This is a genomic window from Enterobacter kobei (assembly GCF_001729765.1).
Taxonomy (GTDB): Bacteria; Pseudomonadota; Gammaproteobacteria; order Enterobacterales; family Enterobacteriaceae; genus Enterobacter; species Enterobacter kobei.
In genome coordinates this window covers 3,014,542-3,032,992 of the sequence record NZ_CP017181.1, presented here as the reverse complement: position 1 = coordinate 3,032,992, position 18,451 = coordinate 3,014,542, and the positions used below count along the sequence as shown (strand labels likewise).

Below are 18,451 nucleotides of genomic sequence, written 5' to 3'. Positions count from 1 at the left end.
GTTATGAAAGGCATTGTTTTAGCTGGAGGTTCAGGCACGCGTTTGTACCCCATTACCCAAGGTGTGTCAAAGCAGTTGCTTCCAATATATGACAAACCTATGATTTTCTATCCAGTATCGGTGCTTATGCTTGCCGGTATTCGGGATATCCTGATTATTACGACGCCTGAGGATATGCCTGCTTTTCAACGCTTAATGAAAGATGGCTCTCAGTTTGGCGTAAATTTCACTTATGCAGTCCAACCTTCACCTGATGGTTTGGCTCAGGCTTTCACTATCGGTGAGAAGTTTATTGGTAACGATCCTTGTGCTTTGGTTCTTGGTGATAATATTTTCTTTGGCCAAAGTTTTGGAATGAAGTTAAATGCAGCGGCTAAGAAAACTACAGGCGCGACTGTGTTTGGTTATCAGGTTCAGGATCCCGAGCGTTTTGGTGTCGTCGAGTTTGATGAACATTTCAAAGCGTTATCTATTGAAGAAAAACCGCTGAAGCCAAAATCTAACTGGGCAGTGACGGGGCTTTATTTCTACGATAACAATGTTGTGGATATGGTTAAAGAAATCAAACCTTCTGCGCGCGGCGAACTTGAAATTACCACATTGAATCAGATGTATCTTGATCTCGGTAAGCTTGATGTTGAACTTCTTGGCCGTGGCTTTGCCTGGCTTGATACAGGCACGCATGACAGCTTAATTGAAGCTTCTCAGTTTATCCACACCATCGAAAAACGGCAGGGTATGAAAGTGGCGTGTCTTGAAGAAATTGCCTACCGGAATAAATGGTTAAGTGCTGACCAATTAGCTATCCAGGCCGAACTGCTTCAGAAAACCGCCTATGGTCAGTATTTGAAAATGTTGATTGGACAATAATCGGTTATGGCACTCAAAATATTACTTGTTGGAAAAAATGGTCAGGTCGGATGGGAATTACAACGTTCTCTTTCTATCCTTGGCGACGTCATCGCAGTCGATTATTTTGATAAGGATTTGTGTGGTGACCTGACGAATTTACCGGGCATCGCACAGACGGTTCGAACCGTAAAACCTGACGTTATTGTTAATGCGTCAGCACATACTGCCGTTGACAGAGCGGAGCAAGAACGCGAGTTGTCAGAATTACTGAATCATAAAGGCGTCGCAGTGCTGGCTGAGGAATCAGCGAAGATCGGTGCGCTTCTTATCCATTATTCTACTGACTACGTGTTCGACGGAGAGGGTGAACATTATCGCTTAGAGGATGAGAACCCCTCACCGCTGAATGTTTATGGTGAGACCAAATTAGCGGGAGAATTAGCGATTGCCCGTCTTAATCCTCGTCATCTTATCTTCCGCACCAGTTGGGTCTACGCCACGCGCGGGAATAATTTTGCGAAAACGATGCTGCGCCTAGCGCGTGAAAAAGAAACCCTTTCTGTTATCAACGACCAGCACGGTGCTCCGACAAGTGCTGAACTGCTTGCCGATTGTACTGCTCTGGCCATTCGTGAAGAGCAACGTAATAAAAATGTCGCCGGTAGCTACCATCTGGTTGCGAGCGGGGAAACGACATGGTTTGATTATGCCAGTTTTGTATTCAATGTCGCTAAGGCTCATGGTGAATCACTTGCTGTGAATGATGTTATCGGCATACCGACCAGCGAATATCCAACCCCGGCTACCCGGCCATTGAATTCACGCCTTTCTAACAAAAAATTTGAGCGTGTTTTTGGCGTGAAGCTTCCTGACTGGAAAAAAGGGGTTGAGCGCGTGGTTGTTGAAGTATTAGGTAAATAAAGAGTGAATAATGAAAGTTATTGATACTGAAATTTCTGATGTCAAAATCATTGAGCCAGTTGTTTTTGGCGATGAACGCGGTTTCTTCATGGAAACATGGCAACAGAAAAAGTTTTGTGAGCTGGTTTGTAATCGCAGCTTCGTGCAGGACAATCACTCGAAATCTGCAAAGAACATTTTGAGAGGCTTACATTACCAGACTCAAAATCCGCAGGGTAAATTAGTCCGTGTCGTCAGTGGAGAAGTATTTGATGTTGCGGTCGACATGAGAAAATCATCAGCCACTTTCGGACAGTGGGTCGGCGTTATTCTTTCCGCCGAAAACAAACGACAACTCTGGATCCCTGAAGGCTTTGCTCACGGCTTCTACGTTTTGTCTGAAAGTGCAGAGTTTGTCTATAAATGCACTGATTATTACAACCCGCAGTCCGAGCATTCTTTATTGTGGAACGATGATTCTATCGGGATCACATGGCCTCTTACCGAGGGTGAGTTACCTGTGCTCTCATCCAAGGATCGAGAGGGTAAGCCCTTCGCCGACGCCGTGTATTTTGACTAATTGATAGCCAGTTTGCTTATCTCGCAGTGGTAAGCGCACCAAAGGCTATCTAAAACTCACATGCATGAGTTAACATCATAGATACATTCAAACTGCATCGCATCGCAGTGATTATCCCTAAGACAGGAGTATGTAATGTCCAAGCAACAGATCGGCGTTGTCGGTATGGCAGTGATGGGGCGCAACCTGGCGCTCAACATCGAAAGCCGTGGTTATACCGTCTCCGTTTTCAACCGCTCCCGTGAAAAAACTGAAGAAGTGATTGCCGAAAACCCAGGCAAGAAACTGGTTCCTTTCTATACGGTTAAAGAGTTCGTTGAGTCTCTGGAAACGCCTCGTCGTATCCTGTTAATGGTGAAAGCGGGCGCGGGTACCGATGCTGCTATCGATTCCCTGAAACCGTATCTGGATAAAGGCGACATCATCATTGATGGCGGCAACACCTTCTTCCACGACACCATCCGTCGTAACCGTGAACTGTCTGCTGAAGGCTTTAACTTCATCGGTACCGGTGTCTCCGGTGGCGAAGAGGGCGCCCTGAAAGGCCCATCAATCATGCCTGGCGGTCAGAAAGAAGCCTACGAACTGGTTGCACCTATCCTGACCAAAATCGCAGCGGTTGCCGAAGATGGCGAACCGTGCGTGACCTATATCGGTCCGGACGGTGCGGGCCACTACGTTAAGATGGTTCACAACGGCATCGAATACGGTGATATGCAGCTGATTGCAGAAGCCTACTCCCTGCTCAAAGGCGGTCTGAACCTTTCTAACGAAGAGCTGGCTGAAACCTTCACCGAGTGGAACAAAGGTGAGCTGAACAGCTACCTGATCGACATCACCAAAGATATCTTCACTAAAAAAGATGAAGAGGGTAAATACCTGGTTGATGTGATTCTGGATGAAGCAGCGAACAAGGGTACCGGTAAATGGACCAGCCAGAGCTCTCTGGATCTGGGCGAACCTCTGTCCCTGATCACCGAATCTGTGTTTGCACGTTACATTTCCTCTCTGAAAGAGCAGCGCGTTGCGGCATCTAAAGTGCTCTCTGGTCCGCAGGCTAAGCCAGCGGGTGACAAAGCGGAATTCGTTGAGAAAGTTCGTCGCGCTCTGTACCTGGGTAAAATCGTTTCCTACGCGCAGGGCTTCTCACAGCTACGTGCAGCGTCTGACGAGAACAACTGGGATCTGAACTACGGCGAAATCGCGAAGATCTTCCGTGCGGGCTGCATCATTCGTGCGCAGTTCCTGCAGAAAATCACCGATGCTTATGCTGAAAATGCCGGTATCGCGAACCTGCTGCTGGCACCTTATTTCAAGAAGATTGCCGACGAATACCAGCAGGCACTGCGTGATGTGGTTGCTTACGCTGTTCAAAACGGTATTCCGGTTCCGACGTTCTCCGCTGCCGTGGCGTACTATGACAGCTACCGTGCTGCCGTACTGCCAGCGAACCTGATTCAGGCACAGCGTGACTACTTCGGCGCGCACACTTATAAGCGCACCGATAAAGAAGGTGTGTTCCATACCGAATGGCTGGATTAATCTGATTTAACTCCGTCTGATAACAAAGCCTGATGAACCTCATCGGGCTTTTTTTATCGCGCTTACGCCCATGTGGACTTGCTTTGCTCAACGAGCATCGTTTAACACCATATAAACCACTGCATTTTCTCATTTCTGTAGCCAGGCATTCGCCTTGACAGCCGCTCAACATAAGAGGTAAAAACCTCAACAGTTGTTTATTGCGGTGGGGTGTTTATGCCTCCTGAAACTCAAAACTTGAAGAAGTTGAACGAATGAAAATAACTATCTCCGGAACGGGCTATGTTGGGCTTTCAAACGGCATCCTGATTGCACAAAACCATGAAGTGGTGGCGCTGGATATCGTTCAGTCCAAAGTAGATATGCTCAATCAGAAGCAGTCTCCGATTGTCGATAAAGAGATCCAGGACTATCTTGCCAACAAACCTCTGAATTTTCGTGCGACGACGGACAAAGAAGATGCCTATCGTGGTGCGGATTTCGTCATCATCGCGACACCAACAGATTACGATCCCAAAACCAACTACTTCAACACCTCTACTGTTGAAGCCGTGATCAAAGACGTTATCGCAATTAATCCAAAAGCGGTAATGATCATCAAATCGACCATTCCGGTAGGCTTCACCAAATCGATTAAAGAAGAGTTGGGTATTGATAATGTCTTCTTCTCGCCAGAGTTTCTGCGCGAGGGCAGGGCGCTATACGATAACCTGCACCCCTCGCGTATCGTGATCGGTGAGCGCTCTGAGCGGGCGGAGCGTTTTGCCGCGCTGCTCCAGGAAGGCGCAATCAAGAAAGACATTCCGGTTCTGTTTACCGACTCCACGGAAGCCGAAGCCATCAAGCTGTTCGCCAATACTTATCTGGCGATGCGTGTAGCGTACTTCAACGAGCTGGACAGCTACGCAGAGAGTTTGGGCCTGAATACCCGTCAGATCATAGAAGGCGTGTGCCTCGACCCTCGAATCGGCAACCACTATAACAACCCGTCATTCGGTTACGGCGGCTACTGCCTGCCAAAAGATACCAAACAGTTGCTGGCCAACTATCAGGCTGTACCGAATAACCTGATTTCAGCCATTGTAGATGCCAACCGCACGCGTAAAGATTTCATCTCTGACTCCATCCTTGCGCGTCAGCCTAAAGTTGTGGGTGTGTATCGTCTGATCATGAAGAGCGGTTCAGATAACTTCCGTGCCTCTTCCATTCAGGGCATCATGAAGCGCATTAAGGCTAAAGGGGTGCAGGTTATTATTTATGAACCCGCGATGCAGGAAGATGAGTTCTTCCACTCCCGCGTGATTCGCGATCTGGATGCGTTCAAGCAGGAAGCGGACGTGATCATCTCTAACCGCATGGCGGAAGAGCTGGCGGACGTGGCGGATAAAGTCTATACCCGCGATCTGTTCGGGAGCGATTGATTACTCTTAACGCACGTAAAAAACCCGGCCATGTAGCCGGGTTTTTTATTTTCAGACCTTGTAGAAAGCGCGATACCAGTCGACAAAGTTCTTCACTCCGTCTTTGACCGACGTCTGCGGTTTAAAGCCAATAACGTCATACAACGCTTTCGTATCCGCGCTGGTCTCCAGCACGTCACCCGGTTGAATCGGCATCATGTTTTTCTCTGCTTCTTTGCCGAGAGCTTCTTCCAGCGCCGTGATGTAATCCATAAGCTCGACCGGAGAGCTATTACCAATGTTGTAAACGCGATAAGGCGCGGAGCTGGTCGCCGGGGAACCGGTCTCGACGGTCCAGTCTGCATCGGCCTGAGGAATGACATCCTGCAGACGAATAATAGCTTCGGCGATGTCGTCGATGTAGGTGAAGTCTCGTTTCATCTTACCGTAGTTGTAAACATCAATCGGCTTATCTTCGATGATTGCTTTGGTAAATTTGAACAAGGCCATGTCCGGTCGCCCCCACGGGCCGTACACGGTAAAGAAGCGCAGGCCGGTCGTTGGCAGGTTGTACAAATGAGAATAGGTATGCGACATCAGCTCATTGGCCTTTTTAGTTGCCGCATACAGCGAAACAGGGTGATCCACTGAATCGTCCGTAGAGAAAGGCATCTTACGGTTGAGCCCATAAACGGAGCTGGATGAGGCGTAAAGCAGGTGTTGAACCTTATTATGGCGACAGCCTTCCAGCACGTTGAGATGACCCACCAGGTTGGCTTCTGCATAAGCATGTGGATTATCCAGCGAGTAGCGAACCCCAGCCTGCGCGGCCAGATGGATCACACGGTCAAACTTCTCATCGGCGAAGAGCGCAGACATCCCTTCACGTTCGGCTAAATCAAGTTTATGGAAAGAGAAATTGTCAGATTTGAGCAAGTCCAGACGTGCCAGCTTAAGATTGACGTCATAGTAGTCATTCAGATTATCAATACCGACAACCTGATGGCCTGCGTCCAGCAGTCGCTTGCTGACATGTGAACCGATAAAACCTGCTGCGCCCGTTACCAAAAATTTCATATCTTTCCTCGTTAACGCTTCGTTCTTGTGATGCATAGGGCATCCGAATTTGTCTATGATAGCGCGTAGCACACCCGATACATAACCCATCTTTCCGATATAACTCATCGAATTCCTATAGAAAAATCCTCAGCAACAGATAAACTACGTAAACATAATTTTTTTTGCCCTTTTTCATCTGTTAGGGATTGTATGACGCAAAACAACAATAGCCTGGTCACGCGCAGTACTGACCCGGAGCAAATTGATTTACTTGATTTAGTGCTGCAACTTTGGCGCGGAAAGTGGGTAATTGGGGCATTTATTGCGGTTTTTATCGTATTAGCGGGCGTATACATTACAGTCGCGAAAGAGAAATGGACCTCCTCCGCCATTATTGCTCAGCCAGATGCGGCGCAGATCGCCACTTACGCCAATGCACTGAATATCCTTTACGGTAGCGCTGCACCTTCAATGCTGGATATCCAGAACCGTGCTATTAATCGTTTCAATTCCTCGTTTTCTGCTTTAGCTCAGGCTCTCGAAAACCAGGACATTCCAGAAAAGCTGACTATCGACACCACCGTTAAGGGGCAACCGCTGCCGTTAAGCGTCTCCTATCAGGGGGAGTCTGCAGAAGCGGCTCAAAAACAGCTGGCGCAATACATACAGCAGGTTGATCAGCAAACAGCGAAAGAACTTTCTCTCGACCTCAAAGATAATATCAAGCAGCAAATTACCACGCTAAATGACTCTCTGGAAAACCAGGAAAAGGTTGCTCAGGAGCAGAAAGATCTGCGAATCAAACAGATCACTGAGGCGCTTAAAAATGCGGAAGCTGCAAAAATCGCGACCCCACAGATCCAGCAAACTCAGGATGTGACCCAGGAAACTATGTTCCTGCTGGGTAGTGAAGCGCTGAAATCGATGATTGATAACGAAGCGTCTCGCCCGTTAGTGTTCTCTCCTGCTTACTATCAGACGAAACAAAACTTACTGGATATCGAGAAGTTGAATGTGAATCCAGACACGATTCACGTCTATCGTTACGTCATGAAGCCGGATCTACCTGTCCGACGTGATAGCCCGAAAAAGGCGATCACCTTAATTCTGGCGGTTCTGCTGGGCGGGATTATTGGTTCTGGTGTGGTACTGGGCCGCAATGCACTGCGTAACTACAAACCCAAATCCTGAACCACATCGGATATAAAAAAACCGGGGAAATTCCCCGGTTTTTTTATTTGTGGCGCTTACGAAGATTCTCGATCACCGCCGTCAAATCCAGCTCCTGATCCTGCAGCAGTACCAGCAGGTGATACATCAAATCCGATGCCTCATTGGTCAGCTCCTCGCGGTCATGCACCGTCGCAGCCAGCGCAGTCTCAACGCCTTCTTCCCCTACCTTTTGCGCAATACGCTTAGTTCCGCTGGCGTACAACTTCGCAGTGTAAGAGCTTTCAGGATCCGCCGTTTTACGCTCTGCCAACAGCTGTTCCAGTTGATACAGGAACAGCCACTGGTGGCTCGCCTCACCGAAGCAGCTGCTGGTGCCCTTGTGGCAGGTCGGCCCGATCGGATTGGCCAGCACCAGCAGGGTGTCGTTATCGCAGTCTGGCGCCATGCTGACCACATTCAGGAAATGACCAGAGGTTTCACCTTTGGTCCACAGACGCTGTTTCGTGCGTGAGAAAAACGTCACCTTACCGCTGTCGATCGTTTTCGCCAGCGCGTCCTGGTTCATATACCCCAGCATCAGCACTTCGCCTGAGACGGCATGCTGTACAACCACCGGCAGTAATCCGTCAGTTTTTTCCCAGTCCAGCTGCGCCTGTTGTTGCTCTGTTAACATACCCTGATCTCCACGCCCTGGTCGGCCAGGTACGTCTTTAACTCACCAATATTAATAATCTGTTTGTGGAACACGGACGCCGCCAGCGCACCGTCTACGTTCGCATCACGGAAAGCTTCCAGGAAGTGCTCCATGGTGCCCGCACCGCCGGAGGCAATCAGCGGCACGTGGCAGACCGCGCGGACTTTTTTCAGCTGCTCGAGGTCATACCCGTTACGCACGCCGTCCTGGTTCATCATGTTCAGCACAATCTCACCCGCGCCGCGCTTCTGCACTTCCTGCACCCAGTCCAGCGTTTCCCATTGGGTGACACGCGTCCGGCTCTCATCACCGGTATACTGGTTGACGTGATATTTACCGGTTGCAGCGTCATACCAGGTGTCGATCCCAACCACAATGCACTGCACGCCAAAGCGATCGGCCAGACGAGTAATCAACTCCGGGTCGGCCAGGGCAGGGGAGTTGATGGAAATCTTGTCGGCACCAAAAGAGAGAATTTTGGCCGCGTCGTCAGCGGACTTAATCCCGCCCGCGACACAGAACGGAATATCAATCACTTCCGCCACGCGCGCGACCCAGCTTTTGTCGACCACGCGACCATCGCTTGAGGCGGTGATATCGTAAAAGACTAGTTCGTCTGCGCCTTCATCGGCATAACGTTTTGCCAGCGGAACGATGTCGCCAATAATCTCGTGGTTGCGGAACTGCACGCCTTTCACAACCTGACCGTCGCGTACGTCAAGACAAGGGATTATCCGTTTTGCCAGCATTGAATCGCCTCCGTTACAGTAAATTTACCTTCCAGCAGGGCACGGCCTACAATCACACCCTTTACACCGGTACCGCGCAGCGCAGCCACGTCGTCTATATCGCCGATGCCGCCTGAAGACTGGAACGCCACCTGCGGATAACGTGCACAAACCTCTTCATACAGCGAGACATTAGAGCCTGCCAGCGTACCGTCGCGAGAGATATCGGTGCACAGCACGTGCTTCAGGCCAACGGGCAGATACATCTCGACCAGTTCTTCCAGCGTTACCCCGGAGTTTTCCTGCCAGCCGCTGATCGCCACCTGCTTATTACCTTGTTCGTCAATGCGAACGTCCAGCGCCAGCACCAGCGCATCGGCGCCGAAGCGGCGGAACCAGCCTTTCACGGTCTCAGGATCGTTGACCGCGGTTGAGCCTACCACCACGCGCGCCACGCCTGCATCCAGCAGTGCCGCAACGTCCTCTTCCGTACGCACGCCGCCGCCGACCTGTACGGGCACATTAACGCCAGCAACCAGGTTTTTCAGCAGCGGGATCTGGCGTTTCGCCGGATCTTTCGCGCCCGTCAAATCCACCAGATGCAATACCTGCGCGCCCTGAGCCGCATAATCCTGCAGACGCGGCAGCGGGTCGTTCCCGTAGTCACGCTGCTGGCCGTAATCGCCCTGATGCAGACGGACAACCGTGCCGTCAATTAAATCTAAAGCGGGAATGATCATCACATCTCCAGGAAGTTTTTCAGCAACTGCGCGCCCGCGGCGCCCGAACGTTCCGGGTGAAACTGCACGCCGAAGAAATTGTCTTTCTGCACCGCGGCAGTAAATGCCTCGCCGTAGTTGCACTGGGCGATGGTATGGGCGTTCACCGGCATGGCGTAGCTGTGCACGAAGTAAAAATACGCACCGTCTTCGATGCCGCGAAACAGACGGTCACCTGCTTTCGCGTAAACGCGGTTCCACCCCATATGCGGTAGCGGCAGGCCGTGGTCGGTCATTTTCGGTACGTCTTCGTCAATAATACCCAGCAGGTCAACGCCGTTGCTCTCTTCGCTGCGGCGACCCAGAAGCTGCATGCCTAAGCAAATCCCCAGTACCGGTTGGGTACAGGCTTTGATCAAATCGACCAGCTCGCGCTCGTGGATCTGATCCATCGCCGCCTGGGCGGTGCCTACGCCGGGCAGGAAAAGCTTGTCGGCGCGCAATACCACGTCCGGATCACGGCTCACCACCGGCTCGTAGCCGTGGCGCGCAATGGCCGATTTGACGGAGTTCAGGTTGGCGCATCCGGTATCCAGAATCACCACGTTCATCACAGCACTCCTTTCGACGAGGGAAGGGCGTCACCTTCCACGCGGATCGCCTGACGCAGCGTACGGCCAAAGGCTTTAAACAGACTTTCCACGCGGTGGTGATCGTTTTTGCCTTTCGTTTTCAGATGCAACGTCAGGCCCATGGTGTAGGACAAGGAACGGAAGAAATGCTCCACCATTTCGGTGCTGAGATCGCCCACGCGCTGATAGGTGAAGTCGGCTTTGTATTCCAGGTGCGGACGACCGGAGATGTCCATCGCGCAGCGCGCCAGACATTCGTCCATCGGCAGAACAAAACCAAAACGGTTGATGCCGCGTTTGTCGCCGAGCGCCAGCTTCAGGGCTTCACCCAGCGCCAGACCGGTATCTTCTACGGTGTGGTGATCGTCAATGTAAAGGTCACCCTTCACCGAGATTTCCATGCGGAAACCGCCGTGCGTGGCAATCTGGTCCAGCATATGGTCAAAGAAACCGACACCGGTGTGGATCTTGCTGCCGCCTTCACGGTCCAGCCAGACCTTCACATCAATCTGTGTCTCTTTGGTGTTGCGTTCAACGTGCGAGTAGCGGTCACGTTTTGTCAGCTGTTCGCCAATCTTTGCCCAGCCAAGATTGTTGCGGTCGTAGCGAAGCCCCGCAATGCCCATATTTTCCGCCAGCGTAATATCAGTGATGCGATCCCCGATGACATAGCTGTTGGTTTTATCCAGCATATCCTCAGCCAGATAGCGCTCAACCAGCTTCACTTTTGGCTTACGGCAGTCGCACTCATCGGCTGGCATGTGCGGGCAAATCAGTACCTCATCGAACACTACGCCCTGAGAGGTCAACACCTGCATCATTAAATTATGGGGGCCGTCAAAGTCTGCCTGCGGGAAGCTGTCGGTACCCAGACCGTCCTGGTTGGTGATCATCACCAGCTTATAACCGGCTTTTTGCAGCGTAAGCAGCACCGGTATCACGTCCGGTTCAAAAGCCAGTTTGTCGAAACGATCGACCTGAAAATCGGCTGGTGGCTCCGAAATAAGGGTGCCGTCACGATCGATGAAAAGGATCTTCTGGGTCATACTTTCTCCGCTTTCAGGGCGTCAATCACGCGCTGGCTCTCTGCACGGGTGCCTACGGTAATGCGCAGGCAGCCGCTCAGGGAAGGTTGTTTTTTCTGGTCTCGTAAGATAATGCCCTGATCCCACAAAGATTTAAATACGGCACTCGAGGCGGTAAAACGCACCAGGATGTAATTGGTTTCCGAGTCAAACACCTGCTCCACGCACGCAATATCCTTCAGGGCGGTGACCAGGTACTGGCGTTCTTCCAGGATCTGCGCCACGCGTTCGCGCATCGCATTAATGCCCTGAGGCGTCAACGCCTGGGCCGCAATATCCGCAACCGGCGTAGAGAGTGGATACGGGGCGATGACTTTCAAAAGCAGGTCGATGACCGCTTTATTCGCCAGGGTGAATCCGCAGCGCAAGCCCGCGAGGGCGAAAGCCTTCGACAGTGTGCGCAACACAACAAGATGCGGATACTCCTCAAGCCAGCCTGTCAGCGTCGCCTGTGGGCAGAACTCAATATAGGCTTCGTCCGCCACCACCAGCGCTTTACCGCGCGTCATTTCCAGCAGGGTACGGATGTCCTGTGGCGTGATAATCTGCCCGGTTGGATTGTTCGGGCTGCAGACAAACACGACTTTTACGCCGTCAAGATTGTCGGCAATACCCTGCAGATCCAGTTGCCAGTTCTCCAGCGCCTGCACGTTGCGGCACGCCACGCCGAAAGTTTCGGCGCTGACGCTGTACATGCCGTAGGTCGGCTGGCAGTACATTACTGCGTCTTTTCCCGGCTCGCAGAACGCGCGGATCAGCAGTTCAATGCCTTCGTCTGCCCCACGGCTGACCAGCACCTGCTCCGGTTTCACGCCTGCGTACTGGGCGTAGTTTTCGATTACCGCTTTCGGCTGACACTCCGGATAACGGTTCAACGTTTGCTGCGACAGCTCAAACTGCACCGCCGTCGGGAATTCGTTGGCGTTAAGCCAGACATCGCCTTTGCCACCCAGGCGGCGCGCGGACTGATAAGGCGTCAGGCGACGGACATTTTCGCGGGCTAATTCTTCAATGTTCATGCTTGCTCCTTCAGCGCTGCAACGCGCAGCGTAACGGCATTTTTGTGGGCAGTCAGACGTTCGGCGGCGGCCAGCGTCTCAATAGTTGAAGCCAGCGAGGCAAACCCTTCTCGGGAAAGTTCCTGCACGGTCATCCGTTTCTGGAAATCTGCCAGGCCCAGGCTGGAACAGGTTGAGGTATAGCCATACGTCGGCAGAACGTGGTTGGTACCAGAAGCGTAGTCGCCCGCGGATTCCGGTGACCAGTCGCCGAGGAACACCGAGCCAGCGCTGGTAATGCTGTCGACCAGATCGCGGGCGTTGCGGGTCTGAATAATCAGATGCTCCGGGCCGTACTGGTTGGAAATAGCAATGCACTGCTCCAGGTCACGCGCCACAATCAGGCGGCTGGCGGATAACGCCTGGCGTGCCGTGTCGGCACGGGGCAGGTCGGCAAGCTGACGCTCAACGGCCTCACCCACACGTTTAGCCATATCGGCGTCCGGTGTCAGCAAAATGACCTGGGAGTCCGGGCCGTGTTCAGCCTGTGAAAGCAGGTCGGACGCCACGAAATCCGGCGTTGCGCCGCTGTCGGCAATCACCAGTACCTCAGAAGGGCCGGCTGGCATATCAATTGCCGCACCGTCCAGACGCTGGCTGACCTGGCGCTTGGCTTCGGTTACATACGCGTTGCCCGGTCCAAAGATTTTGTCGACCTTCGGAATGGACTCAGTCCCGAACGCCAGGGCCGAAATGGCCTGAGCACCGCCCACTTTATAGACTGCCTGTACGCCGCACAGCTTTGCCGCATAAAGGATCTCATCGGCAATCGGTGGCGGAGAGCACAGCACCACTTTCTGGCATCCGGCGATACGCGCCGGGGTTGCGAGCATTAATACGGTTGAAAACAGCGGCGCTGAACCGCCAGGGATATAAAGCCCGACTGACGCTACCGGGCGCGTCACCTGCTGGCAACGCACGCCGGGCAGGGTTTCTACATCCACGGTCGGCAGTTTCTGCGCGACGTGGAAGGTCTCAATGTTTTTCACCGCGACGGCCATCGCCTGTTTGATGTCGTCACCGAGGCGGCTTTCCGCCTCTGCGATTTCCTGCCCGGTGACCTGTAGCGCGCCCACTTCGGTTTTATCAAACTTTGCACTGTATTCACGCAGCGCGTCATCGCCACGCGTTTTGACGCTATCAAGGATCTCCGCCACGGTGCGGGAGATGCTTTCGGAGGCGGAAATCGCCGGGCGCATCAGCAGCTCGCGCTGCTGTGCGTCGCTACAGGTATTCCAGTCGATGATTGTGTTAAAACGCATGGCCGTTACTCCATCATCTTCTCAATTGGCAGCACCAGAATGGAGCTTGCGCCCAGTGCCTTCAGTTTTTCCATGGTTTCCCAGAAGAGGGTTTCGCTACTGACCATGTGCATTGCCACGCGCTGCTGATCGCCCGCCAGCGGCAGAATGGTTGGACGTTCTGCGCCCGGCAGCAGGGCAATCACTTCATCCAGACGCTCGGTCGGCGCATGCATCATGATGTATTTTGATTCACGTGCCTGAATCACGCCCTGAATACGGGTCAGCAGTTTGTCGATGAGCTGCTGCTTGGCATCGGCCATATCGCCATCACGCTGGATCAGACACGCTTTGGAGCGGTAAATCACTTCGACCTCGCGCAGGCCGTTCGCTTCCAGCGTCGCGCCGGTAGAGACGAGGTCACAGATAGCGTCCGCCAGACCCGCACGCGGTGCCACTTCAACCGAGCCGTTCAGCAGGCAGGATTTAAACTGCACGCCTTTCTGATCCAGATAACGCTTTAACAGGTGAGGGTAGGAGGTGGCGATACGTTTGCCATTCAGCGCGGCCGGACCGTCCCAGGGTTCATCAACCGGCGTTGCCAGCGACAGGCGGCAGCCGCCAAAGTCCAGACGACGCAGGGTGAAGTAACGCGGGTCTTCGCCCTGTGCACGGCGGGTCAGCAATTCTTCTTCCAGCACGTTTTCACCAATAATGCCGAGATCAACGACGCCATCCATGACCAGGCCTGGAATATCGTCATCACGCACGCGCAGAATGTCGATCGGCATGTTTTCAGCCAGAGCAATCAGGCGCTGGGTGTGCAGGTTGATTTTAATCCCGCAGCGGGCCAGCAGTTCGCGTGAATCATCACTCAAACGACCTGATTTTTGAATAGCTATGCGTAAGCGTGAGTTATCTAACATTCTTTATTCCTCGTTAACCTGTTTTAACCTGTCTGAATTTGGTCCAAAAAAAAGCCCCCGGAAGAAGATCTTCCGGGGGCTTTATCATGCGTTCATGCACCACTGGAAGATCCAAACGTCTTCCAGCACACATCGCCTGAAAGACTAGTCAGGATGATGGTGATGATGGTGGTGTTTAAATTGAACGCGTGTCATATAAATTCTCGATGAATGCTTATTCATTTGATGTCTTTTAACCTAAACCAGTTGTGTGACAGATTGCAAGGGCTTTTTTTGATCATTAATTCATTTCATATTGATGCTATGAATTGTGTGTTCTGCCAGGCTGGCGTAGCCTTATGAAAGACGAGTGAGAGTCAGGAGAATTCGCATGAAAAAGGTCGCGATTGTCGGTTTGGGCTGGCTGGGAATGCCGCTGGCGATGTCATTAGCCGCGAAAGGCTGGCAGGTGACCGGGAGCAAAACGACGAGGGATGGGGTCGAAGCGGCACGCATGTGCGGTATTGATGGCGTTGAACTGCGTCTGGAACCGGAGCTGGTGTGTGATGCGGACGATCTGGACACGCTGATGAACGTCGATGCGCTGGTGATTACGCTACCCGCGCGGCGCAGCGGCCCGGGTGAATCATTCTATCTGCAGGCGATGCAGGAGATTGTCGACAGTGCCCTTGCGCACCATGTTCCGCGTATCATTTTTACCAGTTCGACGTCGGTCTATGGCGATGCTCCGGGCGTAATGAAAGAAGGAACTGAGCGCCGTCCGGTGACCGCGAGTGGCAAGGTCCTTAAAGAGCTGGAAGACTGGCTGCATAATTTGCCCGGCACGCAGGTGGATATCGTCCGTCTGGCGGGGCTGGTCGGCCCCGGGCGGCATCCGGGACGCTTTTTTGCCGGGAAATCGGCGCCGGACGGGCAACATGTCGTCAATCTTGTTCATCTTGAGGATGTTATTGCCGCGATTGAGCTACTCTTAAAAGCTCCAAAAGGTGGACACATCTATAATATATGTGCACCTTCTCATCCTTCGCGCAGCACGTTTTACCCGCTGATGGCGCGTCAGCTTGGCCTGGCTCCGCCGGTTTTTGCTGAGGCAAAGGACGAAAGCAAAGGCAAAATTGTTGATGGCAATCGCATTTGTCATGAGCTGGGGTTTGAGTATCAATATCCCGATCCGCTGGTGATGCCCATGGAATAAGTCCCGCAGCGGAAACGATCGCACACCGGAAGGGGGCGAGCATGAAACCGCTGCTGGATGTTCTTATTATTCTGGATGCACTGGAAAAAGAGGGGAGCTTTGCGGCTGCTTCAGCAAAGCTCTATAAAACCCCTTCGGCATTGAGTTACACCGTTCAAAAACTGGAAAGCGATCTTAATATCCAAATCCTCGATCGCACCGGACATCGCGCGCGTTTTACCCGTACCGGACAGATGCTGCTGGAAAAAGGCCGCGAAGTCCTGCACACCGTTCGTGAACTGGAAAAACAGGCCGTCAAGCTCCACCAGGGATGGGAGAACGAGCTGGTCATTGGCGTGGATGATACCTTCCCGTTCTCTCTTTTGACCCCGCTGATCGAAGCGTTTTATCAACATCACAGCGTCACCCGGCTTATCTTCATCAACGGTGTGCTTGGCGGCTCCTGGGATGCCTTAACGCAGGGCAGGGCAGATATTTTTGTCGGGGCATTGCATGAGCCCCCCCAGCTGAGTGAATTTGGCTTTGCCCGACTTGGCCTGCTGGAGCAGGTGTTCGCCGTGGCGCCTCATCATCCGCTGGCTCAGGAGCCAGAGCCCCTTAACCGCCGCGTGATTAAAGGCTATCGCGCCATCGTGGTGGGGGATAACGCTCGCCCGGAATGTTCGGTTTCCTCGCAACTGCTTGATGAGCAGGAAGCCATCACGGTTTTTGACTTTAAAACTAAGCTGGAACTGCAAATTAGTGGACTCGGCTGCGGCTACTTACCGCGCTATCTGGCGCAGCGGTTTATTGATAGCGGTGCGCTTGTTGAAAAACAGGTACTTGCTCAAAGCAGTAACGAATCGGTATGGATGGGCTGGAATGAACAAACCGCCGGGCTTGCGAGCGCCTGGTGGCGGGATGAAATTTTAGCAAATAGTGCTATCGCGGCAATTTACTCTCAGCCCGGCGTCCAGAAATCAGCCAGTTAGCAGAAAGAAAACGGCCCGGTGCGTTGCAAAGTATTGCCTTTTGTATCCGATGTGGGGCAAAATGCCGCCGCTGCAACCAAATGAATAATCGACGATATAAAAGGCGTCGGTTATTTTTTTTTGCATGTACGAAACGAAACTAAAAACCAAGAGGCCGGGCTTCGTACCGGATAGATATTTACTAAAATCCGACAGTTGTTGTCGCTGAGGAAGAAAGAAATGGGGCAATTTTTCGCTTACGTGGCGGTTATCACCGTAAAGGAGAATAACTATGTCGCATAACGCAACTCCAAACACCTCTCGCGTGGAATTACGTAAAACGCTTACGTTGATTCCGGTTGTTATGATGGGCCTTGCCTATATGCAACCGATGACGCTGTTCGATACATTCGGTATCGTATCGGGCCTCACCAACGGTCACGTTGCGACGGCGTACGCCTTCGCACTTGTCGCGATCCTCTTTACCGCGCTGAGCTACGGAAAACTGGTCCGCCGTTTCCCGTCAGCAGGCTCTGCGTACACCTATGCTCAAAAATCCATTAGCCCGGCAGTTGGCTTTATGGTGGGCTGGTCATCTCTGCTGGACTACCTGTTCATGCCGATGATCAACATTCTGCTGGCAAAAATTTACTTTGAAGCGCTGGTGCCTTCCGTGCCGTCGTGGATCTTTGTTGTCGCGCTGGTGGCCTTTATGACCATTTCTAACCTGCGCAGCATCAAGACCGTGGCAAACTTCAACACCCTGATTGTTATTCTGCAGATGGGCATCGTGGCAGTTATCGTCGGCCTGATCATCTACGGTGTTTCTCACGGTGAAGGTGCGGGCACGCTGACCAGCACGCGTCCATTCTGGTCTGAAGGCGCACATGTTGTGCCGATGATTACCGGTGCGACGATTCTGTGCTTCTCGTTCCTGGGCTTTGACGGTATCTCTTCTCTGTCAGAAGAGACCAAAGATGCTGAGCGCGTGATCCCGAAAGCGATTTTCCTGACGGCGCTGATTGGCGGCCTGATCTTCATCGGTGCCTCCTACTTCCTGCAGCTGTACTTCCCGGATATCTCTCGCTTTAAAGATCCGGATGCGTCGCAGCCTGAAATCATGCTTTATGTTGCGGGTAAAACGTTCCAGTGGGGCGTGCTGATTTTTTCCAGCGTGACCGTACTGGCATCCGGTATGGCGGCACACGCAGGCGTTTCTCGTCTGATGTATGTTATGGGCCGTGACGGCGTGTTCCCGACTCGCTTCTTCGGTTATGTGCATCCAAAATGGCGTACTCCGGCGTGGAACGTGCTGTTGGTTGGCGCGATTGCGCTGATGGCGATTAAATTCGACCTGGTAACTGCAACTGCGCTGATTAACTTCGGTGCGCTGGTGGCGTTCACCTTCGTTAACCTCTCCGTGATTTCGCAGTTCTGGATCCGTGAGAAGCGCAACAAAACGCTGAAAGACCACTTCAACTATCTGGTGCTACCAGTGTGTGGTGCGCTGACGGTGGGTGCGCTGTGGATCAACCTTGAAGAGAGCTCTATGATTCTGGGGCTGATCTGGGGCGGTATCGGCCTGGTTTACCTGGCCTGCGTAACGAAGAGCTTCCGTAACCCGGTTCCTCAGTACGAAGACGTTGCGTGATGACTCGCCGGGTGGCGCTAGCGCTTACCCGGCCTACAAAACAACACTCCTGTAGGCCCGCGTAAG

The 18,451-nt window shown here is 52.6% G+C and carries 20 protein-coding genes and 1 other annotated feature; of the genes, 10 read left to right on the top strand and 10 right to left on the bottom strand.

All coding sequences use genetic code 11. From position 1 onward, the window contains the following. Positions 1-3: 3 nt before the first annotated feature. The 5 genes from rfbA (at position 4) to ugd (ending at position 5,295) form a co-directional block, all read left to right on the top strand. Entirely contained in the window at positions 4-870 is an 867-nt protein-coding gene (rfbA, locus tag BFV64_RS14640) for a glucose-1-phosphate thymidylyltransferase RfbA (RefSeq protein ID WP_014884479.1), read from the top strand. 6 nt (positions 871-876) lie between these two features. Further along, positions 877-1,773: a dTDP-4-dehydrorhamnose reductase gene (gene rfbD, locus BFV64_RS14635; RefSeq protein ID WP_069602221.1), complete on the top strand. Its 897-nt coding sequence runs from the start codon at positions 877-879 to the stop codon at positions 1,771-1,773. Between the two features lie 10 nt (positions 1,774-1,783). Further along, positions 1,784-2,332, top strand: coding sequence for a dTDP-4-dehydrorhamnose 3,5-epimerase (gene rfbC / locus BFV64_RS14630; RefSeq protein ID WP_023330866.1), 549 nt, complete (start codon positions 1,784-1,786; stop codon positions 2,330-2,332). Positions 2,333-2,467: 135 nt separating this feature from the next. Then, positions 2,468-3,874 carry an NADP-dependent phosphogluconate dehydrogenase gene (gndA, locus tag BFV64_RS14625; protein WP_014884476.1) on the top strand — a complete coding sequence of 469 codons (1,407 nt, stop codon included), beginning with the start codon at positions 2,468-2,470 and terminating at the stop codon, positions 3,872-3,874. Positions 3,875-4,128: 254 nt separating this feature from the next. Continuing rightward, a complete protein-coding gene (ugd, locus tag BFV64_RS14620) occupies positions 4,129-5,295 on the top strand; it encodes a UDP-glucose 6-dehydrogenase (protein WP_045134937.1) in 1,167 nt (388 codons plus the stop codon). Positions 5,296-5,346: 51 nt separating this feature from the next. Here the strand turns inward: ugd and BFV64_RS14615 are convergent, their stop codons facing one another. Further along, entirely contained in the window at positions 5,347-6,351 is a 1,005-nt protein-coding gene (locus BFV64_RS14615; RefSeq protein WP_045281012.1) for an NAD-dependent epimerase, read from the bottom strand. A gap of 192 nt (positions 6,352-6,543) precedes the next feature. Between BFV64_RS14615 and wzzB the strand changes: the two genes are divergently transcribed. After that, positions 6,544-7,524 carry an LPS O-antigen chain length determinant protein WzzB gene (gene wzzB, locus BFV64_RS14610; RefSeq protein WP_023337515.1) on the top strand — a complete coding sequence of 327 codons (981 nt, stop codon included), beginning with the start codon at positions 6,544-6,546 and terminating at the stop codon, positions 7,522-7,524. Positions 7,525-7,567: 43 nt separating this feature from the next. Here wzzB and hisIE read toward each other — a convergent pair whose 3' ends face one another. The 9 genes from hisIE to hisL all read right to left on the bottom strand — a co-directional run bounded on the left by hisIE (position 7,568) and on the right by hisL (position 14,784). After that, positions 7,568-8,179, bottom strand: coding sequence for a bifunctional phosphoribosyl-AMP cyclohydrolase/phosphoribosyl-ATP diphosphatase HisIE (gene hisIE, locus BFV64_RS14605; RefSeq protein WP_014884472.1), 612 nt, complete (start codon positions 8,177-8,179; stop codon positions 7,568-7,570). Next, entirely contained in the window at positions 8,173-8,949 is a 777-nt protein-coding gene (gene hisF, locus BFV64_RS14600) for an imidazole glycerol phosphate synthase subunit HisF (RefSeq protein WP_023330862.1), read from the bottom strand. Before hisF ends, hisIE begins: the two co-directional genes overlap by 7 nt. Further along, positions 8,931-9,668 carry a 1-(5-phosphoribosyl)-5-[(5-phosphoribosylamino)methylideneamino]imidazole-4-carboxamide isomerase gene (gene hisA / locus BFV64_RS14595; RefSeq protein WP_023330861.1) on the bottom strand — a complete coding sequence of 246 codons (738 nt, stop codon included), beginning with the start codon at positions 9,666-9,668 and terminating at the stop codon, positions 8,931-8,933. Before hisA ends, hisF begins: the two co-directional genes overlap by 19 nt. After that, complete coding sequence (hisH, locus tag BFV64_RS14590; protein ID WP_014884470.1) at positions 9,668-10,258, bottom strand: imidazole glycerol phosphate synthase subunit HisH; 591 nt, start codon at positions 10,256-10,258, stop codon at positions 9,668-9,670. The genes hisA and hisH overlap by 1 nt, the downstream gene beginning before the upstream one ends. Further along, a complete protein-coding gene (gene hisB, locus BFV64_RS14585; protein WP_023330860.1) occupies positions 10,258-11,325 on the bottom strand; it encodes a bifunctional histidinol-phosphatase/imidazoleglycerol-phosphate dehydratase HisB in 1,068 nt (355 codons plus the stop codon). The genes hisH and hisB overlap by 1 nt, the downstream gene beginning before the upstream one ends. Beyond that, entirely contained in the window at positions 11,322-12,383 is a 1,062-nt protein-coding gene (hisC, locus tag BFV64_RS14580) for a histidinol-phosphate transaminase (protein ID WP_069602220.1), read from the bottom strand. Before hisC ends, hisB begins: the two co-directional genes overlap by 4 nt. Continuing rightward, the gene (hisD, locus tag BFV64_RS14575) at positions 12,380-13,684 is read right to left on the bottom strand and encodes a histidinol dehydrogenase (protein WP_045134939.1); all 1,305 of its coding nucleotides are present in this window, start codon (positions 13,682-13,684) and stop codon (positions 12,380-12,382) included. The genes hisC and hisD overlap by 4 nt, the downstream gene beginning before the upstream one ends. Before the next feature lie 5 nt (positions 13,685-13,689). Continuing rightward, on the bottom strand, positions 13,690-14,589 hold the full coding sequence (gene hisG, locus BFV64_RS14570; RefSeq protein ID WP_023330857.1) for an ATP phosphoribosyltransferase: 900 nt from the start codon (positions 14,587-14,589) through the stop codon (positions 13,690-13,692). A gap of 45 nt (positions 14,590-14,634) precedes the next feature. Further along, positions 14,635-14,758: a sequence feature (His leader region), on the bottom strand. Further along, on the bottom strand, positions 14,734-14,784 hold the full coding sequence (gene hisL, locus BFV64_RS25460; RefSeq protein ID WP_001364200.1) for a his operon leader peptide: 51 nt from the start codon (positions 14,782-14,784) through the stop codon (positions 14,734-14,736). Its footprint overlaps the feature before it by 25 nt. Positions 14,785-14,959: 175 nt before the next feature. On the opposite strand from hisL, the gene BFV64_RS14565 reads away from it, so the two are divergent. From BFV64_RS14565 to BFV64_RS14555, 4 genes are all read left to right on the top strand, one after another. After that, positions 14,960-15,784: an SDR family oxidoreductase gene (locus tag BFV64_RS14565; protein ID WP_045134940.1), complete on the top strand. Its 825-nt coding sequence runs from the start codon at positions 14,960-14,962 to the stop codon at positions 15,782-15,784. Positions 15,785-15,825: 41 nt separating this feature from the next. After that, complete coding sequence (locus BFV64_RS14560) at positions 15,826-16,755, top strand: LysR substrate-binding domain-containing protein (protein WP_069602219.1); 930 nt, start codon at positions 15,826-15,828, stop codon at positions 16,753-16,755. Positions 16,756-16,974: 219 nt separating this feature from the next. After that, positions 16,975-17,037: a membrane protein YoeI gene (yoeI, locus tag BFV64_RS25455; protein WP_099458931.1), complete on the top strand. Its 63-nt coding sequence runs from the start codon at positions 16,975-16,977 to the stop codon at positions 17,035-17,037. Further along, positions 17,027-18,385, top strand: coding sequence for an APC family permease (locus BFV64_RS14555; RefSeq protein WP_014884463.1), 1,359 nt, complete (start codon positions 17,027-17,029; stop codon positions 18,383-18,385). Before yoeI ends, BFV64_RS14555 begins: the two co-directional genes overlap by 11 nt. Positions 18,386-18,451 lie beyond the last annotated feature (66 nt).

What these genes read in the sequence shown, in the direction of transcription:
- rfbA (WP_014884479.1), top strand. Translation starts at nt 4, where the DNA reads ATGAAAGGCATTGTTTTAGCTGGAGGTTCAGGCACGCGTTTGTACCCC.
- rfbD (WP_069602221.1), top strand. Translation starts at nt 877, where the DNA reads ATGGCACTCAAAATATTACTTGTTGGAAAAAATGGTCAGGTCGGATGG.
- rfbC (WP_023330866.1), top strand. Translation starts at nt 1,784, where the DNA reads ATGAAAGTTATTGATACTGAAATTTCTGATGTCAAAATCATTGAGCCA.
- gndA (WP_014884476.1), top strand. Translation starts at nt 2,468, where the DNA reads ATGTCCAAGCAACAGATCGGCGTTGTCGGTATGGCAGTGATGGGGCGC.
- ugd (WP_045134937.1), top strand. Translation starts at nt 4,129, where the DNA reads ATGAAAATAACTATCTCCGGAACGGGCTATGTTGGGCTTTCAAACGGC.
- BFV64_RS14615 (WP_045281012.1), bottom strand. Translation starts at nt 6,351, where the DNA reads ATGAAATTTTTGGTAACGGGCGCAGCAGGTTTTATCGGTTCACATGTC.
- wzzB (WP_023337515.1), top strand. Translation starts at nt 6,544, where the DNA reads ATGACGCAAAACAACAATAGCCTGGTCACGCGCAGTACTGACCCGGAG.
- hisIE (WP_014884472.1), bottom strand. Translation starts at nt 8,179, where the DNA reads ATGTTAACAGAGCAACAACAGGCGCAGCTGGACTGGGAAAAAACTGAC.
- hisF (WP_023330862.1), bottom strand. Translation starts at nt 8,949, where the DNA reads ATGCTGGCAAAACGGATAATCCCTTGTCTTGACGTACGCGACGGTCAG.
- hisA (WP_023330861.1), bottom strand. Translation starts at nt 9,668, where the DNA reads ATGATCATTCCCGCTTTAGATTTAATTGACGGCACGGTTGTCCGTCTG.
- hisH (WP_014884470.1), bottom strand. Translation starts at nt 10,258, where the DNA reads ATGAACGTGGTGATTCTGGATACCGGATGCGCCAACCTGAACTCCGTC.
- hisB (WP_023330860.1), bottom strand. Translation starts at nt 11,325, where the DNA reads ATGACCCAGAAGATCCTTTTCATCGATCGTGACGGCACCCTTATTTCG.
- hisC (WP_069602220.1), bottom strand. Translation starts at nt 12,383, where the DNA reads ATGAACATTGAAGAATTAGCCCGCGAAAATGTCCGTCGCCTGACGCCT.
- hisD (WP_045134939.1), bottom strand. Translation starts at nt 13,684, where the DNA reads ATGCGTTTTAACACAATCATCGACTGGAATACCTGTAGCGACGCACAG.
- hisG (WP_023330857.1), bottom strand. Translation starts at nt 14,589, where the DNA reads ATGTTAGATAACTCACGCTTACGCATAGCTATTCAAAAATCAGGTCGT.
- BFV64_RS14565 (WP_045134940.1), top strand. Translation starts at nt 14,960, where the DNA reads ATGAAAAAGGTCGCGATTGTCGGTTTGGGCTGGCTGGGAATGCCGCTG.
- BFV64_RS14560 (WP_069602219.1), top strand. Translation starts at nt 15,826, where the DNA reads ATGAAACCGCTGCTGGATGTTCTTATTATTCTGGATGCACTGGAAAAA.
- BFV64_RS14555 (WP_014884463.1), top strand. Translation starts at nt 17,027, where the DNA reads ATGTCGCATAACGCAACTCCAAACACCTCTCGCGTGGAATTACGTAAA.